Raw genomic sequence first — 24,199 nt, forward strand, 5'->3', positions numbered from 1 at the left:
CCTCCCGTCAGCCGACGAACTCCCCGACCGCCGCCTTCAGATCGCTCAGCCCCTGCTTGGCGTCGGCGAAGAACATGCCGGTCTTCGGGTCGGTGTACAGCTCGTTGTCGACGCCCGCGTAGCCGTGGCCCATGGAGCGCTTGACCACGACGACGCTGCGCGCCCGGTCGACGTCGAGGATGGGCATCCCGGAGATGGCGTTGCCGGACTTGCGGGCGAGCGGGTTGGTGACGTCGTTGGCGCCGATGACGAGGGCGACGTCGGCCTGCGGGAACTCGGGGTTGACGTCGTCCATCTCCTTCAGCTGGGTGTAGGGCACGTTGGCCTCGGCCAGCAGCACGTTCATGTGGCCGGGCATGCGGCCCGCGACCGGGTGGACGGCGTAGCTGACGTCGACGCCGTGGTCGGTGAGCAGCTGGGCGAGGTCGCCGAGTTCGTGCTGTGCCTGTGCCGCGGCCAGGCCGTACCCGGGGACGAAGATGACCTTGCGGGCGTAGGCGAGCTGAATGGCGACGTCGTCCGCGCCGACCGACCGCACGTGGGCGGGTCCCCCGGTGCCGGCCGCGGCGGGCCCGTTGTCCGCGGTGCCGAAGCCGCCGACGACGATGCCGGCGAGGGAGCGGTTCATGGCGTCGGCCATCAGCTTGGTGAGGATGCCGCCGGAGGAGCTGACCAGCATGCCCGCGATGATCAGGGCGGTCTCGTTCAGCACGAAGCCGGCCATCGCGACCGCGGAGCCGGTGAAGGCGTTCAGCAGGGCGATGACGACCGGCATGTCGGCGCCGCCGATGGGCAGCACCATGGTCACGCCGAACAGCAGCGCCACGGCCACCAGTCCGAACAGGGCGGTCCGGGAGTCGGGGGCCAGCACCAGCCACACGGTCCCGGCGACGAAGGACGCGGGCAGCAGCGCGTTGAGCAGTCGCGCCCCGGGGAAGACGACGGGTGCGCCGGAGACCAGGCCCTGCAGCTTGCCGGCCGCGACGAGGGAGCCGGAGAAGGTGACCGCGCCGATGACGATGTCCAGCGCGGCGGGCAGGGACACGCGGGCGCCGAGCAGCGCGGCGTCCTCGGTCTGGAGGACGTCGCTGACCGCGATGAGGGCCGCCGCGCCGCCGCCGACGGCGTTGAACAGACTGACCAGTTGGGGCATGGCGGTCATCCGCACCGACCGGGCGCTCCACAGGCCGAGGCTCGCGCCGACCAGTCCGCCGGTGATCAGCACGGTCCAGCCGGTGCGGGTGATCAGGCCCTGGTGGGCGACCAGCCAGACGGTCGCGCCGATGGCGACCGTCATGGCCGCGGCGGACAGAGTGTTGCCGCGTCGGGCGGTGCGCGGGTGGTTCATCAGGCGCAGGCCGAGCACGAAGCAGGCGGCCGCGCCGAGGAAGACGTAGTGGACGGCGTTCTCGACGGTGTCCATGTCACCGCACCTTCCCGGCCGGCGACTGCCCGGCGCCCGACTGCCCGGCGCCCGACTGCCCGGCGCCGGACCGCCCGTCGCCCGACTGCTCGGGGGCGGGGCGTTCGGCGGTCGGCTTCGGCTTGAACATCTCCAGCATGCGGTCGGTGACGACGTATCCGCCGACGACGTTCATCGCGCCGAACACCATGGCCGCGAAGGCGAGGGTGTAGCCGATCCAGTTGTGTGCGTGGGCGGCGATGAGCATGGCCCCGACGACGACGATGCCGTGCACCGCGTTGGAGCCGGACATCAGCGGGGTGTGCAGGGTCGCGGGGACCTTGCTGATCACCTCGATGCCGACCAGGACGCTCAGCACGAAGACGGTGATCGCGGTGAGGAGGTCGAGCTGGGTCATGGGGCGGTCTCTCCCATCAGGGCGCCGGTGATCTCGTCGGCCGGGTCGAGGACGAGTTCGCCGTCGCGCACGAGGTGGCGCAGCAGCGCGACGAGGTTGCGGGCGTAGGCGGTGGACGCCGCGGTCGCCATCGCCGACGGCAGTCGTCCGGCGCCGATCACGGTGACGCCGTTGTCCAGGACGTCTGTCTTGTCGGGTTCGGAGCCCTCGACGTTGCCGCCGAGGTCGCCGGCGGCGAGGTCGACGACGACCGAGCCGGGGTTCATCCGCTCCAGTACGGCGGCGGTGACCAGCAGGGGCGGCCTGCGGCCCGGCACCTGGGCGGTGGTGATGACGACGTCGCTGCGGGCGATGTGCGCGTCGAGGGCGGCGCGTTGGGCCCGCTGCTCCTCCTCGGTCAGCTCCCGGGCGTAGCCGCCGCGCCCGGTGCCCGGCTCGCGCTCCGGCGGGCCCTGCACGTCGAGGAACCGGGCGCCGAGCGACTCCACCTCGCCGCGTGACTGGGGGCGTACGTCGTAGGCGGTGACGACGGCGCCCAGGCGGCGGGCCGTGGCGATGGCCTGCAGTCCGGCCACCCCGGCGCCGAGGACCAGCACCTGCGCGGGGCGCATGGTGCCGGCCGCGGTGGTCAGCATCGGGAAGAAGCGGTCGTAGGTGTCGGCGGCGAGGACGGCCGCCCGGTAGCCGGCGATGTTGGCCTGGCTGGTCAGGGCGTCCATGGACTGGGCGCGGCTGAGGGTGCGGGGCAGCAGGTCGAGGCTGACGGTGCGCACGCCGCGCCCGGTCAGCTCCTGGACCAGGTCGGGGTGGCGCAGCGGTTCGAGCAGACCGATCAGGGTCTGGCCGGCGCGCAGGGCCGCGGTGCCGTCGGCGTCCGGCGGGCCGACGCACAGGACGGCGTCGGCGCGGGCGTACAGCTCGTCGGGCGGGACCACCCGCGCGCCGGCCTCGGTGTAGTCGGCGTCGGTGAACCACGCTCCCGAGCCCGCACCGGTCTCGACGAGCACGTCGATCCCGGCCCGGCGCAGGAGGGTGACGGCCTCGGGGACGATAGCCACCCGGCGTTCCCCGGGGGCTCGTTCCCGTACGGCTCCCACGGTGACGGTTCCCATGTTCTGCGGCCTCCCCAATGGCCCGGTCGCGGCCGGGCCTCGGAACTCGACGACGGGCCGTGCCCCGGCCCGCCCGCCGAGCACGGTTTCGGAGATCGGCACAGTGCTGGGAGCATTGTCCGCCGGTGGCGCGACGCTGACCAGGCGTACGGCACGGTGCCCTCCTCGGACGGATCAATCCAGCCTCACCTGGAGCACCGCGCGGGGGAAAGGGCCGACGGCCCCTCGGTGAGGGGCCGTCGGGTGATCGGGCGGGCCGAGGGGCCCGGGTGGCGCTACTCCCCGTCGCCGACCGGCACCCGCCACTGAAGGGTCGAGCCGCCCTCCGGCGGGCAGGTCACCGCGAGTTCGCCGCCGTACTGCTCGGCGCGCTCGGCCATGTTGCGCAGCCCGCTGCGCCGGCCCTCCGCCGGGATGCCCACCCCGTTGTCGGAGACCGTCAGCCGTACCTCGCGGCCGTCGGTCGCCAGCATGACGTCGGCGCGGTCGGCCCGCGCGTGGCGGGCGACGTTGGTGAGCGCCTCGGAGAGCACGGCGACCACATGGTCGGCGATCTCGCGGGGCACGGCGGTGTCGACCAGGCCCTCCATCCGGACGCTGGGTGCGAAGCCGAGCACCGGAGCGGTCTCGCCGACCACCCGGACGACCCGCGCGCGCAGTCCGGAGCCGCCGGATGCCTCGCGGGAGCGCAGGCCGAAGATCGTCGACCGGATGATCTTGATGGTCTCGTCCAGGTCGTCCACCGCCCGCACGACCCGCTCGGCGGCCTCCGGGTGCTCGATGAAGCGCCCGGCGCTCTGCAGGGTCATACCGGTGGCGAAGAGCCGCTGGATGGCGAGGTCGTGCAGGTCACGGGCGATCCGGTCGCGGTCCTGGAGCACCGCGATCTCCTCGGCGTCCTGACGGCGCTGGGCCAGCTCCATCGCGACCGCCGCCTGCGCGGCGAAGCCCTGGAGGGGGTCGATCTCCTTCTCCGAGAAGGGGGCGTGGCCCTGGCCGGAATGGCGCACCAGCAGCAGCGCACCGCTCACCTCGTCGCCCGACCCGATGGGCACGGCGACGGCGGGCCCCAGTCCGGCGAAACGCGACGAGCCGGCCTTGATCCGCCTGTCGGTCGGCGCGTCGGCACTGGTCGCCGGGGCCGCGGTGGTGAACGCCTCCCCGAGGAGGCTGCCGTCCACGGGGAGCACCAGTCCCTGGTGCTTCTCCGCCTCGGCGCCGAGCGCCAGTTCGACGGTGAGGGAGCCGGTGTCCTCCATGGGGGTGGCGACGACGGCCAGGGCGGCGCCGGTGATCTCCCGGGCCCGGTCGGCGATCAGCCGGAGCACCTCGGTGCGCTCGCTGCCGGACATCAGGCTCTGGGTGATCTCCGCGGTGGCCCGCAGCCACCGCTCGCGCAGCCGGGACTCCTCGTACAGGCGGGCGTTGTCGATGGCGACGCCGGCCGCGACGGCGAGCGTCGACAGGACGGACTCGTCGTCCTCGTCGAACTGCGCCCCGTCGCGCTTCTCGGTGAGGTACAGGTTGCCGAAGACCTGGTCGCGCACCCGGATGGGGACGCCGAGGAAGCTGTTCATCGGCGGGTGGTGCGCCGGGAAGCCGTACGAGGCGGGATGCTCGGAGAGCTTCGTCAGGCGCAGCGGCTCGGGGTGGCGGATCAGCTCGCCGAGGATGCCGTGGCCCTCGGGGTAGTGGCCGATCTCGCGGATCTGCTCGTCGTCGATGCCGACGGTGTGGAAGTCCGACAGGCTCGTGCCGTCGGGGCCGATCACGCCGAGCGCGGCGTACTGGGCGTCGACGAGGACGGCCGCGGCCTCGACGATGCTGTGCAGGGCCTGCTCCAGGTCGAGTTCGCGGCCGACCGACAGCACCGCCTCCAGCAGGCTGTGCACCCGGTCGCGGGTGCCGCGGGCCGCGTCGAGGCGTGCCTGCAGCTCCTCCAGCAGTTCGTCCAGCCGGAGCTGCGGGAGCCGTACACGGGCCTCGCCGTTGCCCTCCTCAGCGTCTGTCACCCGTGGTCCTCCCGATCCCCGTACCGTGTTCCGCGCCCGGCCGTCCGGGCTCACCAGCCACGGTAACGTCCCAGGGCAGGCGACGATACGGGATGCGCACGCGCCGGCTCGCCCCGGGGTGGGCCGGAACACGGTTCCGTGCGGCGCGGCCGACGCGGGGCCGGGGCGTCTACTCCGGGCGGCGCAGCCGGTCCTGGGCCTGGGTGGCGATGACGGCCGCCTGAATGCGGCGTTCCACGCCGAGCTTGGCGAGCAGCCGGGAGATGTGGTTCTTGACGGTCTTCTCGGCGAGGAAGAGCTTCTGCCCGATCTGCCGGTTGGTCAGTCCCTCCCCGATGAGGGCGAGGATCTCGCGCTCACGCGCCGTCAGACCGGGCAGGACGTCGGGTTCCTCCTCCTGGTGCTGGTCGTGGCGGAGCCGGGCCATCAGCCGGGCGGTGGCGCTGGGGTCCAGCAGGGACTGCCCGGCGGCGACCGTGCGGACCGCGGAGACCAGGTCGGAGCCCTGGATCTGCTTGAGCACGTAGCCGCTGGCGCCCGCCATGATGGAGTCCAGCAGCGCCTCCTCGTCGTCGAAGGAGGTCAGCATCAGACAGGCCAGGTCGGGCATCCGGGAGCGCAGGTCGCGGCAGACGGTGACGCCGTCGCCGTCCGGCAGGCGGACGTCCAGCACGGCCACGTCGGGGCGGAGCGCCGGGACCCGCACCAGGGCCTGCTCGACGGTCGCCGCCTCACCGACCACGGTGATGTCCGGCTCGTCGTTCAGCAGGTCGTGCACGCCGCGCCGCACCACCTCGTGGTCGTCCAGCAGGAAGACCCTGATCGGTGTCTCGGGGTCCGGCCGCCGGCTGTCCGCCATCGGTTCACTCCTCGTGTCGTCGTTCACTGTCGTGTCGCGTTCGGTCGTCCGCGGGGGCACGCGCTCGGCGCGGTCGGGCCCGTAGCCGATCCTCCCCCAGCCGCGGCCGGACGGACCAGGGCCGATCGGCCCTGATGAACGGGTTCCCCCGTTCGCCGGTCCCGTGCAGGACCCCCGGCCCGCGTTCGGGGCCGGGCGGCCCCTGGGGCGCGCGGGGCGGCGGAGTCACGCTGAGGGGGCCGACGGACGAACGAAGGAGGGGAGCAGATGACTCCCAGGGACACCGCAGCCCGGAACACCGCCGCCACCGGCACGGTGCTGGTGCGGGCCGAGGGCGACGTGCGCGAGGACGACCTCGCCTACGTGCGGGCCAAGGTGGACGCGGCCCTCGACCGGCCGGGACTGCCCGCCGTCTCCGGCGAGGTGCGCGTCGCGCACGTCCCGGCGCACACCGGGCAGCCGTGGTCGGCGGGCGGCGAGATCCGCGTCGGCTGCGACCTGGTCCTGGTGCACGCCGACGAGGCGAGCGCCCACGAGCTCGCCGACCGGCTGCAGGACCGGCTGCGCGGCCAGGTCGACCGGGTGCTGCACCGCGGTGAGACGGCCCGGCGGGCGACCGCCCCGCCGCCGTGGCGAGGTGGCCCGGGGCAGGGCGGACGGGTCTGAGACCCGGGCCGGGTCCCGTACGGGGCGGCGGGCCCGGGAAGGCGGGTCCGCCGTCCGTGCGACGAGCGAAGGAGGAGCGCCGTGGAACCGAGCACCGTCGGTGAGGTGATGACCCGCGAGGTCGTCCACGCCCACCGGGCGACACCGTTCAAGGAGCTGGTGCGCCTGCTGCACCGCCACGGCATCAGCGGTCTGCCGGTGGTCGACCACGACGACAAGGTGCTCGGCGTGGTGTCGGGCACCGATCTGGTGCGTGCGCAGGTGACCCACGGGGAGGCCCCGGGAGGCCGGCCGGTCACCGCCGAGCAGCTGATGTCGACACCGGCGATCACCGTGCACCCCGAGCAGCCGGTCCCGGCCGCGGCGCGCGTGATGGAGCGGCACCACGTCGAGCGCCTGCCGGTGGTCGACGAGGAGGACCGGCTGATCGGCATCGCCACCCGCCGCGATCTGCTGCGGGTCTTCCTGCGCAGCGACGAGGCGATCCGGCGGGATGTGCTGGACACCATCCGGGCCGGCGCGCCGGGGCTGCCGGCGGACGCCGTCGACGTCTCCGTGCGGGAGGGCATGGTGACGCTGTCCGGGCAGATCGCCCACCGGGACGACGCCGCGTCGGCGGTGTGGGTGGCCTGGCGGGTGGACGGCGTCGTCGGCGTGGTCAACGCGCTGACGTACACCGCCGAGGAAGCCCGGCATGCCTGAGCGCGGCCGGCCGGCCCTCCGGCCCGGGCCCGCAGGGTCGGTCGGCCGCGCGGCGGGGCCGAACGGCCCTAGCCGCCGACGGCCGCGAACCGGTCGAATGACCTGATCGAACAGCGTCGACCCCGTGGAACGCCTCATGCCCCTCGACCATGTCCGGCCCACCCCGGTGGGCCCGCGCCGGAGCATCGACCTCGACAGCGCCGAGGCGCTGCGGCTGCTGGGCAGCGTCTCCTTCGGGAGGATCGTCTTCACCCGGCACGCGCTGCCTACCGTGCGGCCCGTCAACCACGTCCTGGTGGACGGGGACGTCGTCATCCGCACCCACGAGGGCGCGGCCCTGACCACCCGCACCCGGCAGGCCGGCGACCCCGGCGTGGTCGTCGCCTACGAGGCGGACCACATCGACCCCGAGACGCACCTCGGATGGAGCGTCGTCGTGACGGGATACGCCCATCTGGTCGCCGACCCGGCGGAGCTGGACCGCTACCGGGCGCTGCTGCGGCCGTGGGTGGCACAGACCATGGACTACGCGGTCCGTATCCGCCCGGATCTGGTCACGGGCATCCGGCTGGTGCCGGCCGAGGCGGCACCGTCCGGCTGACCCCGCCGTCCGCCTGCCTCACCGCATCGGCCTCCCTCCGGCACGCCGGAGGGAGGCCGATGTCCGTGCGGGCTCATTCGTGGGGCACGACGGCGACCGGGGCCTCGGCGTGGCGCAGCAGGGTGTCGAGGACGGGGCCGATCTGGGGGCCGACGGCCGGGTGACGGGTGCGGCGGCCGACGACGACCAGGCAGGCGTCGCGGGAGGCGTCGGCGAGGTGCGGGCCGGGCGAGCCGACGACGGTCTCCTCGACGACCGGGACGTCCGGGTACTTCTCCCGCCAGGGGCGCAGCGCCGCGGCGCAGGTCGCGTCGGCGCCGGCCGCGAGGTCGTCGGCGGCGCCGGCCGGGTCGGGCGCGGAGCCGTGCACGACCCGCAAGGTGGCGGCGCGGCGCTCGGCGGCGTCGAAGGCGTACGCCAGGAGGGCCTCGCAGGGCCGCTCGGGCTGGTTCAGGCCGAGGACGACGTCCCGGTACGGTCCGGTCCCGGCGGGGCGCCCCGGTGCGTCCGGCAGGTGTTCGGCGGCGGGGTCCGCGCCCGCGCGGACCAGGACCACCGGCTGCTCGGCGCGGGCCACGACGGCCGCCGCGACCGAGCCGAGCAGGTATCCGGCGGTGCGGCCGCGTCCCCGGGAGCCCAGCACCAGGACCGGGGAGCGCCGTGCCAGGGCGGACAGGGCCTGGGCGGGCCGTCCGGCGACCTGCTCGGCGGCGACGTCCAGTCCGGGATGACGGCGCGCCAGTTCGGCCGCGGCCTCGGTGAGCATCCGGGCGTCGCGGTCCGCACCGGACGGCGGCCGCTCCCGCACGTGCACGAGCCGCAACGGCGCGGTGTGCAGCACGGCCTCGCGCGCGGCCCAGCCGGCCGCGGCGGCACTCTCGGGCGAACCGTCCAGGGCGACGGTGACGGTACGGGACATCAGGACCCCTCCTCGAAAACCTGCCCCCACTCTCCCGGTTCACCAGGCGCCACAGCAGGGCCCACCGGTCCCCCGGGCCTCCCCCGTTCGACCCGCCGTGATCAGGCCGACCAGGGAAGCGCCTGCGCCGAAGACGCCGGCGCGGGCGCTTCTCGGGTGGTGTGCCCGGTCAGTGGGTGGACAGGGAGCCGTCCCGGCCGAGCGGGGTGGGGATCCGGGTGGTCAGGGCGAGGGCGTCCAGGTGGGCCCGGACGTAGGGGACGGCGACGAGCGGGAGTTCGCCGTCGACGAAGGCGGGCTGGACGTTGACCTCGAAGACGACGCCGCCGTTCTCGACGGCCAGGTCGACGCCGGCGAACGGCAGGCCGACCGACGCGGTGGCCGCGACGGCGAGTTCGGTGAGGCGGGGCGAGAGGTCGGGCGGGTCGATGAACACCGCGGTGGCGCCCTGGCAGGTGTTGCAGGGGGTGTCGACCGCGGGCTGGAGGTGTTCGCGGGCGTGGATGACCCGGCCGTCGAGGACGAAGACGCGGAACTGGTGGCGCCGTCCGTCGGCGGTGACGTTTCCGGCGTCGCGGGAGAGCAGCCAGTCGGTGTCCCGCTCGGCGTAGTAGGCCGCGGCGTCGGCCAGTCGGTCCGGGGTGGTGACGTGGAAGGTGTCGTTGCCGCCGGTGCCGACGACCGGCCGGGCCCAGGTGTCGCCGCCGAGCCGCTCGAAGGCGTCCAGCGCCTCGCGCGCGGTGGGCCGGGAGAGGACCGCGGTCTCCATCTGGGCGATGCCGTCGCGGGCGAAGCGCCGCACGGTGAGGTTCTTCTCGGTGGCCGTGCGCCAGGCGTCGGGCCCGGTGGCCAGGGTCACCACGCCGTGCGCCGCCAGGAGCCGCTGGAAGCCGGCGAGCGTCTGCCTGCGGTGCGGCGGGATCTCGTAGAGCAGCACCGCGTCGGGCACGACGTCCAGGTCCTCCTCGGGGACCTGGAGCCGTAACCGGCCGCCGTCGCGGACCGCACGGCCGGTGCCGCCGGTGGCGAAGTGCCGGGAGTCGATCCGCACCGGCGCGGCGCCGGTGAGCAGGTGTGCCGCCTCGGCCAGGTACTCCCGGCAGCCTTCGGGCGACGTCGGGTCGGCGATCAGGGCGATGCACGGTCGGGACACAGCGGCCTCCACTGGCTCTCGACGCCGCCCGCGCCGTGGGCACCCTGTCGTACGGCCCGAGCGGTGTCACGAATGGTGCCTGTCGCGCGGGGTGGTCGCGTACGCCGCTCGCGGGAGGGCCGGGCGGGGCGGACGGTGACCTGGGGGGTGCTGGTGCGCGCCCCGCCGGATCCGCGTCGCAGGGCTTGGGCGCCACACTGTAGGCGGGCGGCGGGTGGCCCTGACAGGGCGCACGCCCGCCGCCGCTTCTGCCCCGTCCTCTGCGCCGTCCGCCCCGTGTGTGCGCCCCGTACCCGCGTGGCGGGAGCCGCGGGGCTCCGGTGCCGCCCGTGCCGAGGGGTGCGGTCAGTCGTGCGGGGCGGTGGGGACCAGCACCACGGGGCAGTGCGACCGGAGCAGCAGGGCGTGCGCCACGGCGCCGAGGTGGGGGCCGAGGGGGCCGCTGCGGCGGTGGTGGCCGATGACGACCACGCCGGCGTCCCGGGTGGCGTCCAGCAGCGCCCGGGCCGGCGCGGTGCGCACCGTGCGGGCGTCCACGCCGACCCGCGGGTGGAGTTCGCGCAGTTCGGCGACGCCGAAGCGGGGCACGGCCTCCTCGGCGAGGTCCAGGCGGGCCTCGGCGCGCTGGCCGGGGCTGGTGGCCGGCACCAGCGAGGGCAGTTCGGGGCGGGAGTGACGGTGGCCGTGCGCGTGCAGGACGCGCAGGGCGACCCCGCGCCGGGAGGCCTCGCGGAAGGCGAAGGCGGCGGCGCGGGTGTCGTCGTCGCTCGCCAGACCGACGACGACCGCACGGCCGTCGTCGCACGGGTGGTCGCCGCGGACCACCAGCAGCGGTCCGGGCACCCGGGCGGCCAGCCGGACGCTGACCGAGCGGGCGAGGAGCGAGCCGACGTTGCCGTAGCCGCGGGTGCCGACCACGGTGAGCGCGGCGCCGCGCGCCGCCCGGGCCAGCGCGGGCACCGCGCCGCCCTGCGCCGCCTCCCGCCGGACCACCAGGTCCGGGTGGCGCTCGCCGGCCCGCCGGACCGCCGCGGCGAGCACCGGGGCCGCCTCGTCGAGGTCGGGCACGGCGTACACCACGCGCAGTTCGGCGCCGCGCCGGACGGCGTCGTCCGCCGCCCAGTCCAGGGCGCGGTCGGCGACCGGCGATCCGTCCACTCCCACGACCACGTACTGACCGTTCATGGTCCTTCCCTTCTCAGGTCCGCTCGCCGTCGAGCGGCCGACACGACGATGCTCGCGCCCGGTCGCCCGCCCGGACAGGGGCCGCAGGAACCCACCGGGGCTCCGTACGGCCCCGGCGCCCGGGCCGTACGGGCCGGGCGCCGGGGCGGTCGGGTGGCGGTCAGGTGGTGGTGAGGTCGACGCCGTAGAGGCTGCGGCCGCCGACCAGTTCCCGGCCGGTGACCAGTTCGGGTTCGATGCGGACGAAGATCTCGTGCCGCGAGGGGACCCAGGAGCGGGGCCCGGTGCGCACCAGCCGGCCGTGCTCGATCGGGTCGGTGACGACGGTGGCCGGCCCCGTGACGACGACGCTCCACCCGGACTGGGCGGCGGCGTCGACCTCGTCGGCCTCGAAGGCGACCACCGCTCCGTCGACCGCCCGCACCAACTCGGAGGCGGCCGAGGTGCACAGCACGATGGCACCGTCGTCGTCCACGACGAAGTTGACCGGAAGCACGGCCGGCAGGGCGTGGCGGGTGTGCACGATGCGGCCGATGGGCACGCGTTCGAGCAGCCGCAGGCACTCCTGCGGTCGTAGCTCTCGGAATCCGTCATTGGGGTACATCGGCTCGTCCGTCTTCCGCCTGGCACGGCTCGGGGTGCGGTACACGTCCATGGTCGGCGTGGCCGGGGCCGGCACCGAAGGGCCATCGGTCCCGGGCGCGACGGACAACAGCCCTTTGTTCCGGCGGGTCCTGGCCCGCTCACGCGACGACACGACGCCCCGTGATCTTTGTCGGCTGGATCCGGACCCACAGCTCGCGCAGCCCGCCCGCCCACGGCGAGGGGTACGCCAGTGCCGCCAGCCGGCCCACGGTCTCCGGGTCGGTGACGTGCCGGGCGTCGCCGCGGACCAGCACGCTCCAGCCCCTGCTGAAGGCGTTGTCGATACGGTCCACCTCGAACGCGACGCGCCGGCCCCCGACCCGGGAGGCGACGGTGCCGGGCGCGGTGCGGTAGAGGACCTGGCCCTCCACCACGGCGTAGTTGACGGGCACGACGACCGGTCCGTGTTCCAGGACCAGCGCCACCCGGCCGACGCCGTGGGTGCCGAGCAGCGCCCGGCACTGGGGCTCGGTGAGCACCGTGAACCCGGGGTGCGGTGCCGCCTCTCCGGGCCCGGGGGGCATCTCGGCGTTTCCGCCGGTGAGTTCACCCATGGTGGTCTCCAGCGCCTCCGCGAGGCGCAGCAGCACCCCGGTGCCCGGAGCGGCGCCGGGGCGTTCCTCCAGGTATCGGAGGTAGCCGGGGGCCACCCCGGCCCGGGCCGCCGCCTCGCCGAGCGTGAGGCCCAGTTGCGCGCGACGCGCCCCGAGACGCCGTCCGAGATCGCCCGGTGCGTGCTTGCCCGGGGCGTCCGGCACAACCTGCTCGACCATGACCGTCACCTTCTCCCGTCGTGACCACAGGCCCAGTGCGACCTCGAACCCGCCGGGTTTGCCCGGCAAGTCCAGCTTGTCCGGCCGCTGGGCGCGCCGCTTGGGCCTATCGGTCCCCGTCCGGCCGCCGTCCGGGGTCGCGCTGCGCCCGGAGTACGGGCCGGGGCAGGAGGGTCCGGTCGGCCCTTCCGGCGGACGCGGCGGGACCGGTTGGCTGGGGTGCATGGCCGACATGTACATCGGGTCCGTGCCCGACCTCTCGGAGTGCCTCGTCGCGGGCACCGTCGTGGTGACGGTGCGCGGCGAGATCGACCTGGAGGTGTCCCGGGCGCTGACCGAGCGCCTGGACGCGCTGACCGCCGGACCCTGCCCCGACGTGGTGCTCGATCTGCGCGAGATGGCGTTCATCGACTGCGCCGGGCTGAGTGTGCTGTGCCGGGCCCGCAACCGGGCCGTCGCCCGCGCCGGCCGGTTGCGGCTGGTGACCGACAGCCCCGGGTTCCGCCGGATCCTGCGCGCCGTACGGCTGGCCGACGTCTTCGAGACGTACGGCACGCTGTCCGGCGGTCTGGCGGCCGACGGGCGGGGCGCAGACGGCCAGGCCGCGGTTCCGGTGACCGTGGCGGGCTGACCCGCAGCGCCGGGCCCGGTCAGCGCCGCCCGCCGCCGGCCGGCGGGTACTCGGTGACCTCGTGGAGCGGCCGGCGCGGGGTGTCGGGGCCGACGGGCCCGTACCCCAGGCGGAGCACCATCTGTGCGTGCCCGGCCGGGCCGGCACCGGCGCGCGTGCGGTCGCGCAGGTCCGGCCACTCCAGCGCCTGGTGCAGCAGGGAGGCGCGTACGCCGTGGACCGTGGCGACCAGCAGGACGCGTTCGAGGGCCTGTCCGGCGCGCAGCCAGTCGGTGCGGCGGTCGTGCTCGGTGCTCAGCAGGGCCAGCACCGGGTGCCGCTCGAACGGCACGGCGGCCAGCCGTTCCGGACGGCGCTGGGCGGTGAAGTCGCGCATCGGCACCCGCTCCCGGGCGTCCTGCGGGCCGATCGCGGCCGGCGGCAGCCCGGTGTCGCCGGGCCGGTAGGGGTCGCGCCGGACCCAGCGGCGGCTCTCGGTGGCCCGGTCGGCGTCGCGCTGGGAACGGCGTTCGCCGCGGGCGGTCAGGTCCAGCAGCGCGGCGGTGTCCGCCGGGCCGGGGAAGTCCAGCCGGGCGCCCTCCGCGCGGGCGGCCGCGCTCAGCGCGGTGCGCACGTCGTCGGGGAGCGGCACGTCGGCGTAGGGGAACCGGCTGCTGTGGCGGCGCCAGATCGCGTCGTACAGGCCGGTGTCGGGGCGGCCCGGGGTGCCGGGGCCGGGTTCGGTGGGGCCGGGTTCGGTGGGGCGGACCGCGGCCAGCAGGTCGGGGTCCTCGGGGCGGGGCAGCAGCCGGGTGAGGGGGGTCCACCCGAAGTGCTCCATGGCGACCCGCAGGTTCAGCACGCAGGCGCCGACCGACAGGTGCAGCGCGCGGCCCACGGGGTCGGTGTGGCGCAGGCCCGGGCCGGGTGCGGCCCGGACCTCGAAGGCGACCGTGTCCGGGTCCAGCCGGAACCGCCACGGCTGTGCGTTGAAGATGGACGGCGCGGCGACCGCGGCGGACACACAGGTCTCCAGGATCGTGGCGTCCAGGGTTGTGCGCTGCATGATGCCCTCCTGGCGCGCGGCTCGGACGGGTGCCGCCTTCGATGCTGCCCGGCCCGCGCCCGAGCCGATGAGGGGCCGTTGGTCCCCGCCGCGGCACCGGCGGGCCCTACGCCGGACGTCCCGCGGCGGGGACGCCGCCACCGCGGATGTGACTCCGCCCTCCCCGGCCACCCGTACGGCGGCCGGCTCGGCGCGGTGCAGCGCCGGGGGTGGGCTGAACGGCCCACCGGGGCGGCCGGCCCGGGCCCCAACGGACCCCCGGGGGCACCTGAGCGGCCCATGCCGGAGGGAGCGGGCGGGTGTCACCGTCGGAGCACGACCGCGACGAGGAGGTGCGGACCCATGAACGGCGGCAGCGGCAGGAAACCGGTTATGTGGCGGTGGCGGGACAATCCGCTGCGACGCCACGACGATGTCGTCGAGGCGTGGATCGTGCTGGTGATGTGGGTGCTGGTGGCCGTGGGGGGCACGCTCGCCGGGCTGTTCACGGCCCGGGCCGCCGACGACGCCTTCGCCCGGCAGCGCGAGGAGCGCTACGCCGTACGGGCCGAGCTGCTCGCCGACGCACCCGACCTCGGCGCGAGGGCCGACGGGGCGAGCACCCGGGTGGTGGCGAAGATCCGCTGGACCACCCACGAGGGGGTCACCCGCACGGACACCGCCTTGGTCGACAGCGGTGGGAAGGCCGGTTCGCGGGTGCAGGTCTGGCTGGACGAGGCCGGCCGGCTGAGCACCGAGCCGCCGAGCGCCACGGAGGCGGCCGTCGAGGCCGCCGTCCTCGGGCTGGCCGCCGCCTCGGCGACCTCCGGTCTGGTCGTGGGCGCGGGCTCCCTGCTGCGGTGGCGCCTGGACCGGCGCCGGATCGACGCCTGGGGGCGGGAGTGGGAGCTGATCGGCCCCCGCTGGGACCACAAGACGAGCTGATTGCCGGGGAACTCCGGCACCGGGCACCGACCACTGCCGCCGCGTGGTTCCGGCACGGGACGCCTGCCCCGGCCGCCGCGGGAACTCCCGCCCGGCAACGCCTGCCCCGGCCGCCAGGTCGGAACGGGCACGCACCCAGCGGGACCCGGCCCCGGGCCCAGCCGTGGCCCGGCTGCCCGTGGCCCACGCGCGTGCTCGGACCGGGCCGGGGACGGCATACGGCCGTCCCCTCGGCAGAGCCGGGCCCCGCCACTGCCCGGCCCGGATTCCGGCGCCCCGGGACTGCGGCGGGCTCGGGACTCCGGCGGGCTCGGATGCCGGCAGCCCTGAGAGCCGACGGTCGGAGCGTGGCGCCGGGCGTCTCGGCGGTCGGGCCCGGGCTCGGCCGAAGGGGACGGGCCGGGAACGGGGCCGGGGAAGCCGGCATCCGCGGTCCCGGGAGTCTGCCGGCGCCGGCCGGGAACGCCCCGAGGGGCGGCCCCGACGGGCCGCCCCTCGGTCACAGCAGCGCGGTCACCGCAGCGCGGTCACCGCGGCGCGGTCGCCGCGGCGCTGCGATCAGACCAGGTCGAACCGGTCCAGGTTCATGACCTTGACCCACGCGTCGACGAAGTCCCGCACGAACTTCTCCCCGGCGTCGTCGCTCGCGTAGACCTCGGCGAGCGCCCGCAGCTCGGAGTTGGAGCCGAAGACGAGGTCGGCCCGGGTGCCGGTCCACTTCAGCTCGCCGGTGACGGCGTCGCGGCCCTCGAAGGCGGTCTGGTCCTCGGACGTCGACTTCCACGTGGTGCCCATGTCGAGCAGGTTGGCGAAGAAGTCGTTGGTCAGCACACCGGGCGTCTCGGTGAGGACGCCGTGCTTGCTCTGCTGGTGGGTGGCGCCCAGGACGCGCAGACCGCCGACCAGGACGGTCATCTCGGGCGCGCTCAGCGTGAGCAGGTTGGCCCGGTCGAGCAGCAGGTACTCGGCGGGCAGCCGGTTGGCCTTGCCGAGGTAGTTGCGGAACCCGTCGGCGGTCGGCTCCAGCGCGGCGAAGGACTCGACGTCGGTGTGCTCCTCGGTCGCGTCGACGCGGCCCGGGGCGAAGGGCACCTCGATGTCGTGGCCCGCGTCCTTGGCGGCCTTCTCCACGGCGGCGGAGCCGGCGAGCACGATCAGGTCGGCCAGGGACACCTTCTTGGCGCCGGCGTTGAACTCCCGCTGGATGCTCTCCAGGGTGCGCAGCACCAGGGCGAGCTGGTCCGGGTCGTTGGCCTCCCAGTTGCGCTGCGGCTCCAGGCGGACGCGGGCGCCGTTGGCACCGCCCCGCTTGTCGCTGCCGCGGTAGGTGGAGGCCGAAGCCCAGGCGGTGGAGACCAGCTGGGCGACGGTCAGGCCGGAGTCCAGGACCTTGGCCTTGAGAGCGGCGACGTCGGCGGCGCCGATCGGCTCGCCCTCGGCCTCGGGCAGCGGGTCCTGCCACAGCAGCGTCTCCTGCGGCACTTCCGGGCCCAGGTACAGCGACTTCGGGCCCATGTCGCGGTGGGTCAGCTTGTACCAGGCACGGGCGAAGGCGTCCGCGAACTCCTCCGGGTGCTCGTAGAACCGGCGGGAGATCTGCTCGTAGACCGGGTCGAAGCGCAGCGACAGGTCGGTGGTGAGCATCGTCGGCAGGTGCTTCTTCGACGGGTCGTGCGCGTCGGGGATGATCGCCTCGGCGTCCTTCGCCACCCACTGCTTGGCGCCGGCCGGGGACTCCGTCAGCTCGTACTCGTACTCGAAGAGGTTCTTGAAGAACCCGTTGCCCCACTGCGTGGGCGTGGCGGTCCAGGTCACCTCCAGGCCGGAGGTGATGGTGTCGCCGCCCTTGCCGGAGCCGTGGGTGGACTTCCAGCCGAGGCCCTGCTCCTCCAGGGAGGCGGCCTCGGGGTCGTTGCCCACGTGGTCGGCGGGGCCGGCGCCGTGGGTCTTGCCGAAGGTGTGGCCGCCGGCGATGAGGGCGACGGTCTCCTCGTCGTTCATCGCCATCCGGCGGAAGGTCTCACGGATGTCGCGGGCCGCGGCGATCGGGTCCGGGTTGCCGCCCGGGCCCTCGGGGTTGACGTAGATGAGGCCCATCTGCACCGCGCCGAGCGGGTTCTCCAGCTCGCGGTCGCCGGAGTAGCGCTCGTCGCCGAGCCAGGTGGTCTCGGGGCCCCAGTAGACGTCCTCCTCCGGCTCCCAGACGTCCTCGCGGCCGCCGGCGAAGCCGAACGTCTCGAAGCCCATGGACTCCAGGGCGACGTTGCCGGCGAGGATCATCAGGTCGGCCCAGGAGATGCTCTGGCCGTACTTCTTCTTGACCGGCCACAGCAGGCGGCGGGCCTTGTCGAGGTTGGCGTTGTCCGGCCAGCTGTTGAGCGGCGCGAACCGCTGCTGGCCGGCGCCGGCGCCGCCGCGGCCGTCGCTGATGCGGTAGGTGCCCGCGCTGTGCCAGGCCATCCGGATGATCAGCGGGCCGTAGTGGCCGAAGTCGGCGGGCCACCAGTCCTGCGAGGTGGTGAGGACCTCGGCGATGTCCCGCTTGACCGCGGCGAGGTCGAGCGCCTCGAAGGCCTCGGCGTAGTCGAAGTCCTCACCGAGCGGGTTCGCCACGGCGGGGTTCTTCGCCAGGATCTTCAGGTTGAGGCGCTCCGGCCACCACTGGCGGTTGCCGCCGCCCTGCGTGGGGTGCGGCGCTCGCCCGTGCGCGACCGGGCAGCCACCCGTGCCCTCCGTCTTGGGGTCGGTGACGATGGCATCGGGGTTCTCGGCCATGGATGTCCCTCCGGACTAGTCGGATCTCGGAATGCTCAGCTACTGCGGGTGGTGGAGCAGTCGGGGCACAGGCCCCAGTAGATGACCTCGGCCTCGTCGATCGCGAAGCCGTGGTCGTCGGAGGCGGTCAGACAGGGGGCCTCGCCGATCGCGCAGTCGACGTCGGCGACGGCACCGCAGGACCGGCACAGGACGTGATGGTGGTTGTCCCCCACCCGTCCCTCGAAGCGGGCGGGGCTGCCGGCCGGTTCGATACGGCGGACCAGGCCCGCGGCGGTCAGGGCGTGCAGGGCCTCGTAGACGGCCTGCAGGGAGATGTGACCCACGCGCTGGCGGACACCGGAGGCGATCGCCTCGACGCCGAGGTGGTCACCGCCCCGCACGGTCTCCAGCAGCGCCACGCGGGCCGCCGTCACCCGCAGGCCGGCACCGCGCAGTTCCTCGGCGGTGGTCGGAGTCTGGGATGCGGTCATGGCACAGAACCTACCCTCATAAACACGAACGGTTCAAGAAAAGGAGCCGTTAAAGTTTTTTTGGTCTTCCGGACCACGGTACGGGGCGGGCCGGATCCCGCCCGTTCGGCTGGTGCGCGCCCCGCGGGACGGGGAGAATGCGGGGCAGGACGGACCACCCGTGGCCCCGAGGACCGGCGGCACGGGCACCGTCGAGGGAGGCCCGCCATGAGCGGCACAGTCACACACCCGACGACGGCTCCCCCGGTCGCCCCGCTGCTGACCCGCATCCGGCGCGGCCTCATCGGCGACGACGAGGTCCTGGACGGCCCCTACGGACCGAAGCGGATCGTGTACGCCGACTACACCGCCTCCGGACGCGCCCTCGACCTGATCGAGGACTTCGTCCGCGCCGAGGTCCTTCCCCGCTACGGCAACACGCACACCGAGAGCTCCAGCACCGGCCTGCAGACGACGCGGCTGCGCGAGGACGCGCGCCGGATCATCCGGGACGCGGTCGGCGGCACCGAGGACGACCTGGTAATCTTCTGCGGCTCCGGCGCCACCGCCGCGGTCAACAAGCTGGTCGGCATCCTCCGGCTGCGCGCCGGGGACCGGCAGCCCCCGCCCGCCGAACGCCCGGTGGTCCTCGTGGGTCCCTACGAGCACCACTCCAACGAACTGCCCTGGCGCGAGTCGGTCGCCGACGTCGAGGTGATCGGCACGGACCCGGACGGCCATGTCGACCTGGCGCGGCTGGAGGCGGCGCTGCGCCGGTACGCCGACCGGCCGCTGCGCATCGGCAGCTTCTCCGCCGCCTCCAACGTCACCGGCATCCTCACCGACACCGACCGGATCGCCCGGCTGCTGCACGAGCACGGGGCGCTGTCCTTCTGGGACTACGCGGCCGCCGCGCCGTACGTCCCGATCCGGGTCGCCGAGAGCGCCCCGGGGGCGGGCGACCACAAGGACGCCGTGTTCCTCTCCCCGCACAAGTTCGTCGGCGGCCCGCAGACCCCCGGGGTCCTGGTGGTGCGGCGCGAGCTGGTCCGTCACCGGGTGCCCACCGCGCCCGGCGGGGGCACGGTGGCCTTCGTCGACCCGCTCGGCCACCGCTATCTCGACGATCCGGTGGCCCGCGAGGAGGGCGGCACCCCGGCGATCGTGGAGTCCGTGCGGGCCGGTCTGGTCTTCGCGCTCAAGGAGGCCGTCGGCACCGACACCATCCAGGCCGCCGAGGAGCGCCACTGGCGGTACGCCCTCTCCCGGTGGGACGGCGAGCCGGGGGTGCAGATCCTGGGCAGTCACGACGCCCGGCGGCTGTCCATCGTCTCCTTCCGGATCCGCCACGGCGACCGCGCCTTCCTGCACCACAACTACGTCGTGGCCCTGCTCAACGACCTGTTCGGCATCCAGGCGCGCGGCGGCTGCTCGTGCGCGGGACCGTACGGGCACCGGCTGCTGGCCATCGACGCCGACACCTCGCACGCGCTGATGGACGAGGTGGTCCAGGGCTGCGACGGCATCAAGCCCGGCTGGATCCGCGTCAACTTCAACTACTTCATCAGCGACACCGTCCGGGACTACCTCGTCGACGCCGTCGCCCTGATCGCCCGCTACGGCCACCGGCTGCTGCCGGACTACCGGTTCGACCCGCGCACCGGGCAGTGGCACCACCGCGGCGGCCCCGCCGAGCCGCCGGTACGGCTGACCGGGGTGCGGTGGACGGCCGACGAGGGCCTCACCGTGCCCGCGCCCCGGCACCGCCGGCTGAGCGAGGAGGCGCTGGCGGGCCAGCTCGCCGCCGCCCGCACCGTGCTCACCGCGCGTCCCGCTCCGGCCGACGACGGCCCCACCGGCCTGGCCCCCGACTTCGAGCGCATGCGCTGGTTCCCGCTCCCCCGGGTCTGCGTGGAGCGGCCCGCGCCCTGATCCGGTCCGCACCCTGATCCGGTCCGCACCCCGGCGAGCCCCGAGGCCGGGAACGCCGGTCGGCGCGGGCGGGGTCCGGGAGAGGACGATGGGGTGAAAGCGGGTGTTTCGGACGGTACGGGCCGGGATACCTCTCTCACCCGTCCGCCCGGAGCCGTGGACCGACGGCAACCCGTCCGCCGTTCCCGCGGGACCGCCGCACACACCGAGGTCAGCCGCCATGTCGCACGCAGCACCCGGCCCCCGCCCCCGCACCGGGACCTCGCTGACCGAGCATCCGGCGGCACCCGTGCGGGTGCGGCACCCCACCGAACGCGCGACACGGCAGAAGACCGCCCTGGTGACGGGCGCGTCCTCGGGCATCGGCGCGGCCCTGGCCCGCCGGCTGGGCGAGGGCGGCTGGCGGCTCGTCATCAACGGCCGCGACGCTGCGCGCCTCGACCGGGTCGCCGCCGAGGCGTCCGCCGTCCCCTACCCGGTGGATCTCACCCGCCCCGGCGCGGACCGCGGGCTCGCCGACTTCGCACTCCACCACAGCGGGCGGATGGACCTCCTGGTGGCGGGCGCGGGCATCGGCTGGGCCGGGGAGTTCAGCTCCATGCCGGCGTCCTCCATCGACGAGGTCGTCAACGTCGACCTGCTCGCCACCATGCGGCTGGTGCGGCAGTTGCTGCCGCACATGGTCGAGGCCCGCGCCGGCCGGGTGGTGCTCATCGGTTCGGTGGCCGGTTCCGTCGGGGTGCGGGGCGAGGCCGTCTACTCCGCCGCCAAGGCCGCCCTCGCCGCGTTCGCCGACGCCCTGCGCTACGAGCTGCGGGGCACCGGCGTGGGCGTCACCCTGGTCGTCCCCGGCGTGGTCGACACCCCCTTCTTCGAGCGGCGCGGCGCGCCCTACCCGCGTCGGCGCCCCCGGCCGGTGTCCCCGGAACGGGTGGTGGACGCCGTGCTGCGCGCCGTACACCGGGGCCGGGACGAGGTGTACGTGCCCGGCTGGCTGCGGCTGCCCGCCCGGGTGCACGGCACCGTACCTGCGCTGTACCGCCGACTGGCCGCCCGGTTCGGCTGAGCCCGTGCCGCGGAGCGGCCGACGGTCCGGCGCAGGCAGCGGATCGGCGGGACGGCGGCGGACCGCGGCCCGGCGGACCGCGGTTCAAGGGCTCAGGGGTCCAGGGGCCCGGCGGACAGCGGCACTCCGGCAGACCGGTGGTACTCCGGCAGACCGGTGGTACTCCGGCGGATCGGTGGTACTCCACACCCGCCAGTACGACATCGCACCTCAGGGAGGACCACGATGCGCGCCGTGACCGTGTCGCCAGGACGGGAGGGCTCCGTCGCCCTGTCCGAGCTGCCCGAACCGTCGCCCGGTCCCGACGACCTGCTGGTCGACGGGCTCGCGGTGGGCGTCTGCGGCACCGACCGGGAGATCGTCTCCGGCGCCTACGGCTGGGCCCCGCCCGGCCGGGACCGGCTGGTGCTGGGGCACGAGTCCCTGGGCCGGGTCCGGCAGGCCCCCGCCGGCAGCGGCTTCACGCCCGGCGACCTGGTCGCGGGGGTGGTGCGGCGCCCCGACCCGGTGCCGTGCGGGGCGTGCGCGCACGGCCAGTTCGACATGTGCCGCAACGGCCGGTACACCGAGCGGGGCATCAAGCAGGCGGACGGCTACGGCGCCGAGGTGTGGACCGTACCGGTTCCCTACGCGGTCCGCGTCGACCCCCGGCTGTCCCGCGCCGGGGTCCTGATGGAGCCGACCAGCGTGGTCGCCAAGGCGTGGGAGCAGGTGGAGCGGGTCGGCGCCCGGGCCTGGTTCGAGCCCCGGCGGGTCCTGGTGACCGGGGCCGGGCCCATCGGGCTGCTGGCCGCCCTGCTGGGCAGCCGGCGCGGCCTCGACGTCCACGTCCTGGACCGGGTGACCGACGGACCCAAGCCGAAGCTGGTGGCCGACCTGGGCGCCGAGTACCACACCGGGGACGTCGACGACGTCCTGGCCGCCGTACGCCCCGACATCGTCATCGAGGCCACCGGGGTGGGCCGCCTGGTCTTCAGCGCGATCGAGGGCACCGCCCCGTACGGCATCGTCTGCCTGACGGGTGTCTCCCCGGCGGGACGCCGGCTGACCGTGGACGCCGGGTCGGTGAACCGGGAGATCGTGCTGGAGAACGACGCGGTGGTGGGCTCCGTCAACGCCAACCTGGATCACTACCGGCAGGCTGCCGAGGCGCTGGCCGGGGCGGACGCGGCCTGGCTGGAGCGGATCGTCACCCGGCGGGTCCCGCTGGAGCGACTGGCCGAGGCGTTCACCCCACGGCCCGACGACATCAAGACCGTCATCACCCTCGACGGGTCCGGCTCGGCGCCGTGACGGCGCCCGCCGGCACCCGCCGCGGCGGGACTCCACCATCCGGGTGGGTCCGCGCTCCCCGTCGTTTCGGCGCGTGTGGACGGGGACACCCAACGACAGCCCGCCATCGTCCGAGGTGATCCATGAGACTGCTGCTCGTCCACCCCAGCGCCCTGATGTACTCGGAGATCTTCCTGCGCCTCGAACCACTCGGCCTCGAACGGGTGGCCGCCGCCGCGCGCAAGGCCGGTCACGAGGTGCGGGTGGTGGACCTCCAGGTCCTCAACCACAAGCACCTGGACGCCGAACTCCGGTCGTTCCGCCCGCAGGCGCTCGGGGTCTCCCTGAACTACCTGGCCAACATCCCCGAGGCGATCCGCATCGCCCACCGCGCCAAGGCGACCGTGCCGGGGTGCTTCGTCTTCTTCGGCGGCCACAGCGTCTCGTTCGTCGCCCAGGACGTGCTGGAACAGGGTGAGGGCAGCGTCGACGCCGTGGTGCGCGGTGAGGGCGAACCCGCCGTCGCCCCGCTCCTGGAGGCGGTGCGGGACGGGGGCGTGGACGGCGTACCCGGGCTGGTCACCGCCGACGGCCGCGGGCCGGCCCCGCAGATGCTGCACAGCATCGACAGTCCGCTGCCCGCACGCGACCTGATGCGCAAGCGGCGCAAGTACTTCATCGGGGAACTCGACCCCTGCGCCTCCATCGAGTTCACCCGCGGCTGCCCCTGGGACTGCTCGTTCTGCTCCGCCTGGACGTTCTACGGCCGCAGCTACCGCAAGGCGTCACCGCAGGCCGCGGCCGCGGAACTGGCCTCGATCCGGGAGCCCAACGTCTTCATCGTCGACGACGTCGCCTTCATCCGCCCGGAGCACGGCGACGCGATCGCCGCCGAGATCGAGCGCCGCAGGATCGACAAGCAGTACTACCTGGAGACCCGCGCGGACGTCCTGCTGCGCAACACCGAGGTGTTCGAGCGCTGGTCGAGGCTGGGCCTGCGCTACATGTTCCTCGGCATGGAAGCCCTGGACGCCGAGGGCCTGGACCAGTTCCGCAAGCGCGTCAACCCCGACGACAACTTCCGCGCGCTGGAGGTGGCCCGCAAGCTCGGCATCAACGTCGCCATCAACCTGATCGTCGACCCGGCCTGGGACGTCGACCGGTTCCGGCTGGTGCGCGAGTTCGCCCTGTCCGTGCCGGAGATCGTCCACCTCACGGTGATGACCCCGTACCCGGGCACCGAGATCTGGCACACCGAGTCGCGCCGGCTGACCACCCGCGACTACCGCCTCTTCGACATCCAGCACGCCGTCGTCCCCACGACGCTGCCCCTGGACGTCTTCTACCAGGAGCTGGTGCGCACCCAGTCCGTCATCAACCGCAAGCACCTCGGTCTGAGCACCGCGCTGGGCGCCGGGCGGATCCTCGGCCGCAACCTGCTGCACGGCCAGACCAACTTCGCGCGCATGCTGTGGAAGTTCAACAGTGTCTACAACCCGCGCCGCCAGATCGCCGACCACTCCCGGCCGGTGCGCTACGAACTGCCGCTTCCCTCGCACCGCCCCGTCGACGACCGGCGGCTGCTCTACATCCACAGTCGGCCCGCCTCCCGCACCAAGTCGCCCGGCGCGCCCGACTGACCGTCCCCGACGGCC

22 protein-coding genes are annotated in these 24,199 nt (G+C 74.6%); 9 read left to right on the forward strand and 13 right to left on the reverse strand.

Annotated elements, in window-relative coordinates:
* Positions 1–7: 7 nt before the first annotated feature.
* From AC3ET3_RS09100 to AC3ET3_RS09120, 5 genes are all read right to left on the reverse strand, one after another.
* Positions 8–1,423, reverse strand: a complete 1,416-nt coding sequence (locus tag AC3ET3_RS09100) for an NAD(P)(+) transhydrogenase (Re/Si-specific) subunit beta (protein WP_435611943.1) — start codon at positions 1,421–1,423, stop codon at positions 8–10.
* 1 nt (position 1,424) lies between these two features.
* Positions 1,425–1,820 (reverse strand): NAD(P) transhydrogenase subunit alpha part 2, encoded by a 396-nt coding sequence (locus AC3ET3_RS09105; protein ID WP_435611944.1) that lies wholly within the window; start codon positions 1,818–1,820, stop codon positions 1,425–1,427.
* Entirely contained in the window at positions 1,817–2,932 is a 1,116-nt protein-coding gene (locus AC3ET3_RS09110) for an NAD(P) transhydrogenase subunit alpha (protein WP_432138383.1), read from the reverse strand. Before AC3ET3_RS09110 ends, AC3ET3_RS09105 begins: the two co-directional genes overlap by 4 nt.
* Before the next feature lie 275 nt (positions 2,933–3,207).
* On the reverse strand, positions 3,208–4,944 hold the full coding sequence (locus tag AC3ET3_RS09115) for a sensor histidine kinase (RefSeq protein WP_435611945.1): 1,737 nt from the start codon (positions 4,942–4,944) through the stop codon (positions 3,208–3,210).
* 169 nt (positions 4,945–5,113) lie between these two features.
* Positions 5,114–5,803, reverse strand: a complete 690-nt coding sequence (locus AC3ET3_RS09120) for a response regulator (RefSeq protein WP_432138381.1) — start codon at positions 5,801–5,803, stop codon at positions 5,114–5,116.
* A 267-nt stretch (positions 5,804–6,070) separates the two neighbouring features.
* Between AC3ET3_RS09120 and AC3ET3_RS09125 the strand changes: the two genes are divergently transcribed.
* From AC3ET3_RS09125 to AC3ET3_RS09135, 3 genes are all read left to right on the forward strand, one after another.
* Positions 6,071–6,469, forward strand: coding sequence for a hypothetical protein (locus tag AC3ET3_RS09125; RefSeq protein ID WP_432138380.1), 399 nt, complete (start codon positions 6,071–6,073; stop codon positions 6,467–6,469).
* Between the two features lie 81 nt (positions 6,470–6,550).
* Positions 6,551–7,171, forward strand: coding sequence for a CBS domain-containing protein (locus AC3ET3_RS09130; protein WP_432138379.1), 621 nt, complete (start codon positions 6,551–6,553; stop codon positions 7,169–7,171).
* 136 nt (positions 7,172–7,307) lie between these two features.
* Positions 7,308–7,772 (forward strand): pyridoxamine 5'-phosphate oxidase family protein, encoded by a 465-nt coding sequence (locus AC3ET3_RS09135; protein ID WP_432138378.1) that lies wholly within the window; start codon positions 7,308–7,310, stop codon positions 7,770–7,772.
* Between the two features lie 73 nt (positions 7,773–7,845).
* Here the strand turns inward: AC3ET3_RS09135 and AC3ET3_RS09140 are convergent, their stop codons facing one another.
* The 5 genes from AC3ET3_RS09140 to AC3ET3_RS09160 form a co-directional block, all read right to left on the reverse strand.
* Positions 7,846–8,691 (reverse strand): universal stress protein, encoded by an 846-nt coding sequence (locus tag AC3ET3_RS09140; protein ID WP_432138377.1) that lies wholly within the window; start codon positions 8,689–8,691, stop codon positions 7,846–7,848.
* A gap of 169 nt (positions 8,692–8,860) precedes the next feature.
* Positions 8,861–9,844, reverse strand: a complete 984-nt coding sequence (locus AC3ET3_RS09145; RefSeq protein WP_432139460.1) for an ATP-grasp domain-containing protein — start codon at positions 9,842–9,844, stop codon at positions 8,861–8,863.
* Between the two features lie 345 nt (positions 9,845–10,189).
* Positions 10,190–11,029, reverse strand: a complete 840-nt coding sequence (locus tag AC3ET3_RS09150) for a universal stress protein (protein ID WP_432139461.1) — start codon at positions 11,027–11,029, stop codon at positions 10,190–10,192.
* A gap of 160 nt (positions 11,030–11,189) precedes the next feature.
* Positions 11,190–11,633, reverse strand: coding sequence for a pyridoxamine 5'-phosphate oxidase family protein (locus AC3ET3_RS09155; RefSeq protein WP_432139462.1), 444 nt, complete (start codon positions 11,631–11,633; stop codon positions 11,190–11,192).
* 139 nt (positions 11,634–11,772) lie between these two features.
* Positions 11,773–12,447 carry a helix-turn-helix domain-containing protein gene (locus AC3ET3_RS09160; RefSeq protein WP_432139463.1) on the reverse strand — a complete coding sequence of 225 codons (675 nt, stop codon included), beginning with the start codon at positions 12,445–12,447 and terminating at the stop codon, positions 11,773–11,775.
* A 223-nt stretch (positions 12,448–12,670) separates the two neighbouring features.
* Between AC3ET3_RS09160 and AC3ET3_RS09165 the strand changes: the two genes are divergently transcribed.
* On the forward strand, positions 12,671–13,078 hold the full coding sequence (locus AC3ET3_RS09165; protein WP_432139464.1) for an STAS domain-containing protein: 408 nt from the start codon (positions 12,671–12,673) through the stop codon (positions 13,076–13,078).
* Positions 13,079–13,097: 19 nt separating this feature from the next.
* Here AC3ET3_RS09165 and AC3ET3_RS09170 read toward each other — a convergent pair whose 3' ends face one another.
* Entirely contained in the window at positions 13,098–14,123 is a 1,026-nt protein-coding gene (locus tag AC3ET3_RS09170) for an Acg family FMN-binding oxidoreductase (RefSeq protein WP_435611946.1), read from the reverse strand.
* Between the two features lie 342 nt (positions 14,124–14,465).
* Here AC3ET3_RS09170 and AC3ET3_RS09175 point away from each other — a divergent pair, with 342 nt between their 5' ends.
* A complete protein-coding gene (locus AC3ET3_RS09175; RefSeq protein ID WP_432139466.1) occupies positions 14,466–15,047 on the forward strand; it encodes an Rv1733c family protein in 582 nt (193 codons plus the stop codon).
* A gap of 558 nt (positions 15,048–15,605) precedes the next feature.
* Here AC3ET3_RS09175 and katG read toward each other — a convergent pair.
* Both katG and AC3ET3_RS09185 read right to left on the reverse strand, forming a co-directional pair.
* The gene (gene katG, locus AC3ET3_RS09180; RefSeq protein WP_432139467.1) at positions 15,606–17,822 is read right to left on the reverse strand and encodes a catalase/peroxidase HPI; all 2,217 of its coding nucleotides are present in this window, start codon (positions 17,820–17,822) and stop codon (positions 15,606–15,608) included.
* Positions 17,823–17,857: 35 nt separating this feature from the next.
* Complete coding sequence (locus AC3ET3_RS09185; RefSeq protein WP_432139468.1) at positions 17,858–18,295, reverse strand: Fur family transcriptional regulator; 438 nt, start codon at positions 18,293–18,295, stop codon at positions 17,858–17,860.
* A gap of 207 nt (positions 18,296–18,502) precedes the next feature.
* Between AC3ET3_RS09185 and AC3ET3_RS09190 the strand changes: the two genes are divergently transcribed.
* From AC3ET3_RS09190 to hpnR, 4 genes are all read left to right on the forward strand, one after another.
* Positions 18,503–20,206, forward strand: coding sequence for an aminotransferase class V-fold PLP-dependent enzyme (locus AC3ET3_RS09190; RefSeq protein ID WP_435611947.1), 1,704 nt, complete (start codon positions 18,503–18,505; stop codon positions 20,204–20,206).
* A 220-nt stretch (positions 20,207–20,426) separates the two neighbouring features.
* A complete protein-coding gene (locus tag AC3ET3_RS09195) occupies positions 20,427–21,272 on the forward strand; it encodes an SDR family NAD(P)-dependent oxidoreductase (protein ID WP_432139470.1) in 846 nt (281 codons plus the stop codon).
* Positions 21,273–21,497: 225 nt separating this feature from the next.
* The gene (locus AC3ET3_RS09200; RefSeq protein WP_435611948.1) at positions 21,498–22,565 is read left to right on the forward strand and encodes a glucose 1-dehydrogenase; all 1,068 of its coding nucleotides are present in this window, start codon (positions 21,498–21,500) and stop codon (positions 22,563–22,565) included.
* Between the two features lie 122 nt (positions 22,566–22,687).
* Positions 22,688–24,184 carry a hopanoid C-3 methylase HpnR gene (gene hpnR / locus AC3ET3_RS09205; RefSeq protein ID WP_435611949.1) on the forward strand — a complete coding sequence of 499 codons (1,497 nt, stop codon included), beginning with the start codon at positions 22,688–22,690 and terminating at the stop codon, positions 24,182–24,184.
* Positions 24,185–24,199 lie beyond the last annotated feature (15 nt).

The organism is Streptomyces sp. bgisy159 (genome assembly GCF_057707805.1).

Coding starts and splice junctions, on each gene's coding strand:
- AC3ET3_RS09190 (WP_435611947.1), top strand. CDS start 18,503: ATGAGCGGCACAGTCACACACCCGACGACGGCTCCCCCGGTCGCCCCG.
- AC3ET3_RS09185 (WP_432139468.1), bottom strand. CDS start 18,295: ATGACCGCATCCCAGACTCCGACCACCGCCGAGGAACTGCGCGGTGCC.
- AC3ET3_RS09135 (WP_432138378.1), top strand. CDS start 7,308: ATGCCCCTCGACCATGTCCGGCCCACCCCGGTGGGCCCGCGCCGGAGC.
- AC3ET3_RS09155 (WP_432139462.1), bottom strand. CDS start 11,633: ATGTACCCCAATGACGGATTCCGAGAGCTACGACCGCAGGAGTGCCTG.
- AC3ET3_RS09100 (WP_435611943.1), bottom strand. CDS start 1,423: ATGGACACCGTCGAGAACGCCGTCCACTACGTCTTCCTCGGCGCGGCC.
- AC3ET3_RS09105 (WP_435611944.1), bottom strand. CDS start 1,820: ATGACCCAGCTCGACCTCCTCACCGCGATCACCGTCTTCGTGCTGAGC.
- AC3ET3_RS09125 (WP_432138380.1), top strand. CDS start 6,071: ATGACTCCCAGGGACACCGCAGCCCGGAACACCGCCGCCACCGGCACG.
- AC3ET3_RS09120 (WP_432138381.1), bottom strand. CDS start 5,803: ATGGCGGACAGCCGGCGGCCGGACCCCGAGACACCGATCAGGGTCTTC.
- AC3ET3_RS09140 (WP_432138377.1), bottom strand. CDS start 8,691: ATGTCCCGTACCGTCACCGTCGCCCTGGACGGTTCGCCCGAGAGTGCC.
- AC3ET3_RS09165 (WP_432139464.1), top strand. CDS start 12,671: ATGGCCGACATGTACATCGGGTCCGTGCCCGACCTCTCGGAGTGCCTC.
- AC3ET3_RS09170 (WP_435611946.1), bottom strand. CDS start 14,123: ATGCAGCGCACAACCCTGGACGCCACGATCCTGGAGACCTGTGTGTCC.
- AC3ET3_RS09175 (WP_432139466.1), top strand. CDS start 14,466: ATGAACGGCGGCAGCGGCAGGAAACCGGTTATGTGGCGGTGGCGGGAC.
- katG (WP_432139467.1), bottom strand. CDS start 17,822: ATGGCCGAGAACCCCGATGCCATCGTCACCGACCCCAAGACGGAGGGC.
- AC3ET3_RS09200 (WP_435611948.1), top strand. CDS start 21,498: ATGCGCGCCGTGACCGTGTCGCCAGGACGGGAGGGCTCCGTCGCCCTG.
- AC3ET3_RS09160 (WP_432139463.1), bottom strand. CDS start 12,447: ATGGTCGAGCAGGTTGTGCCGGACGCCCCGGGCAAGCACGCACCGGGC.
- AC3ET3_RS09195 (WP_432139470.1), top strand. CDS start 20,427: ATGTCGCACGCAGCACCCGGCCCCCGCCCCCGCACCGGGACCTCGCTG.
- hpnR (WP_435611949.1), top strand. CDS start 22,688: ATGAGACTGCTGCTCGTCCACCCCAGCGCCCTGATGTACTCGGAGATC.
- AC3ET3_RS09110 (WP_432138383.1), bottom strand. CDS start 2,932: ATGGGAACCGTCACCGTGGGAGCCGTACGGGAACGAGCCCCCGGGGAA.
- AC3ET3_RS09150 (WP_432139461.1), bottom strand. CDS start 11,029: ATGAACGGTCAGTACGTGGTCGTGGGAGTGGACGGATCGCCGGTCGCC.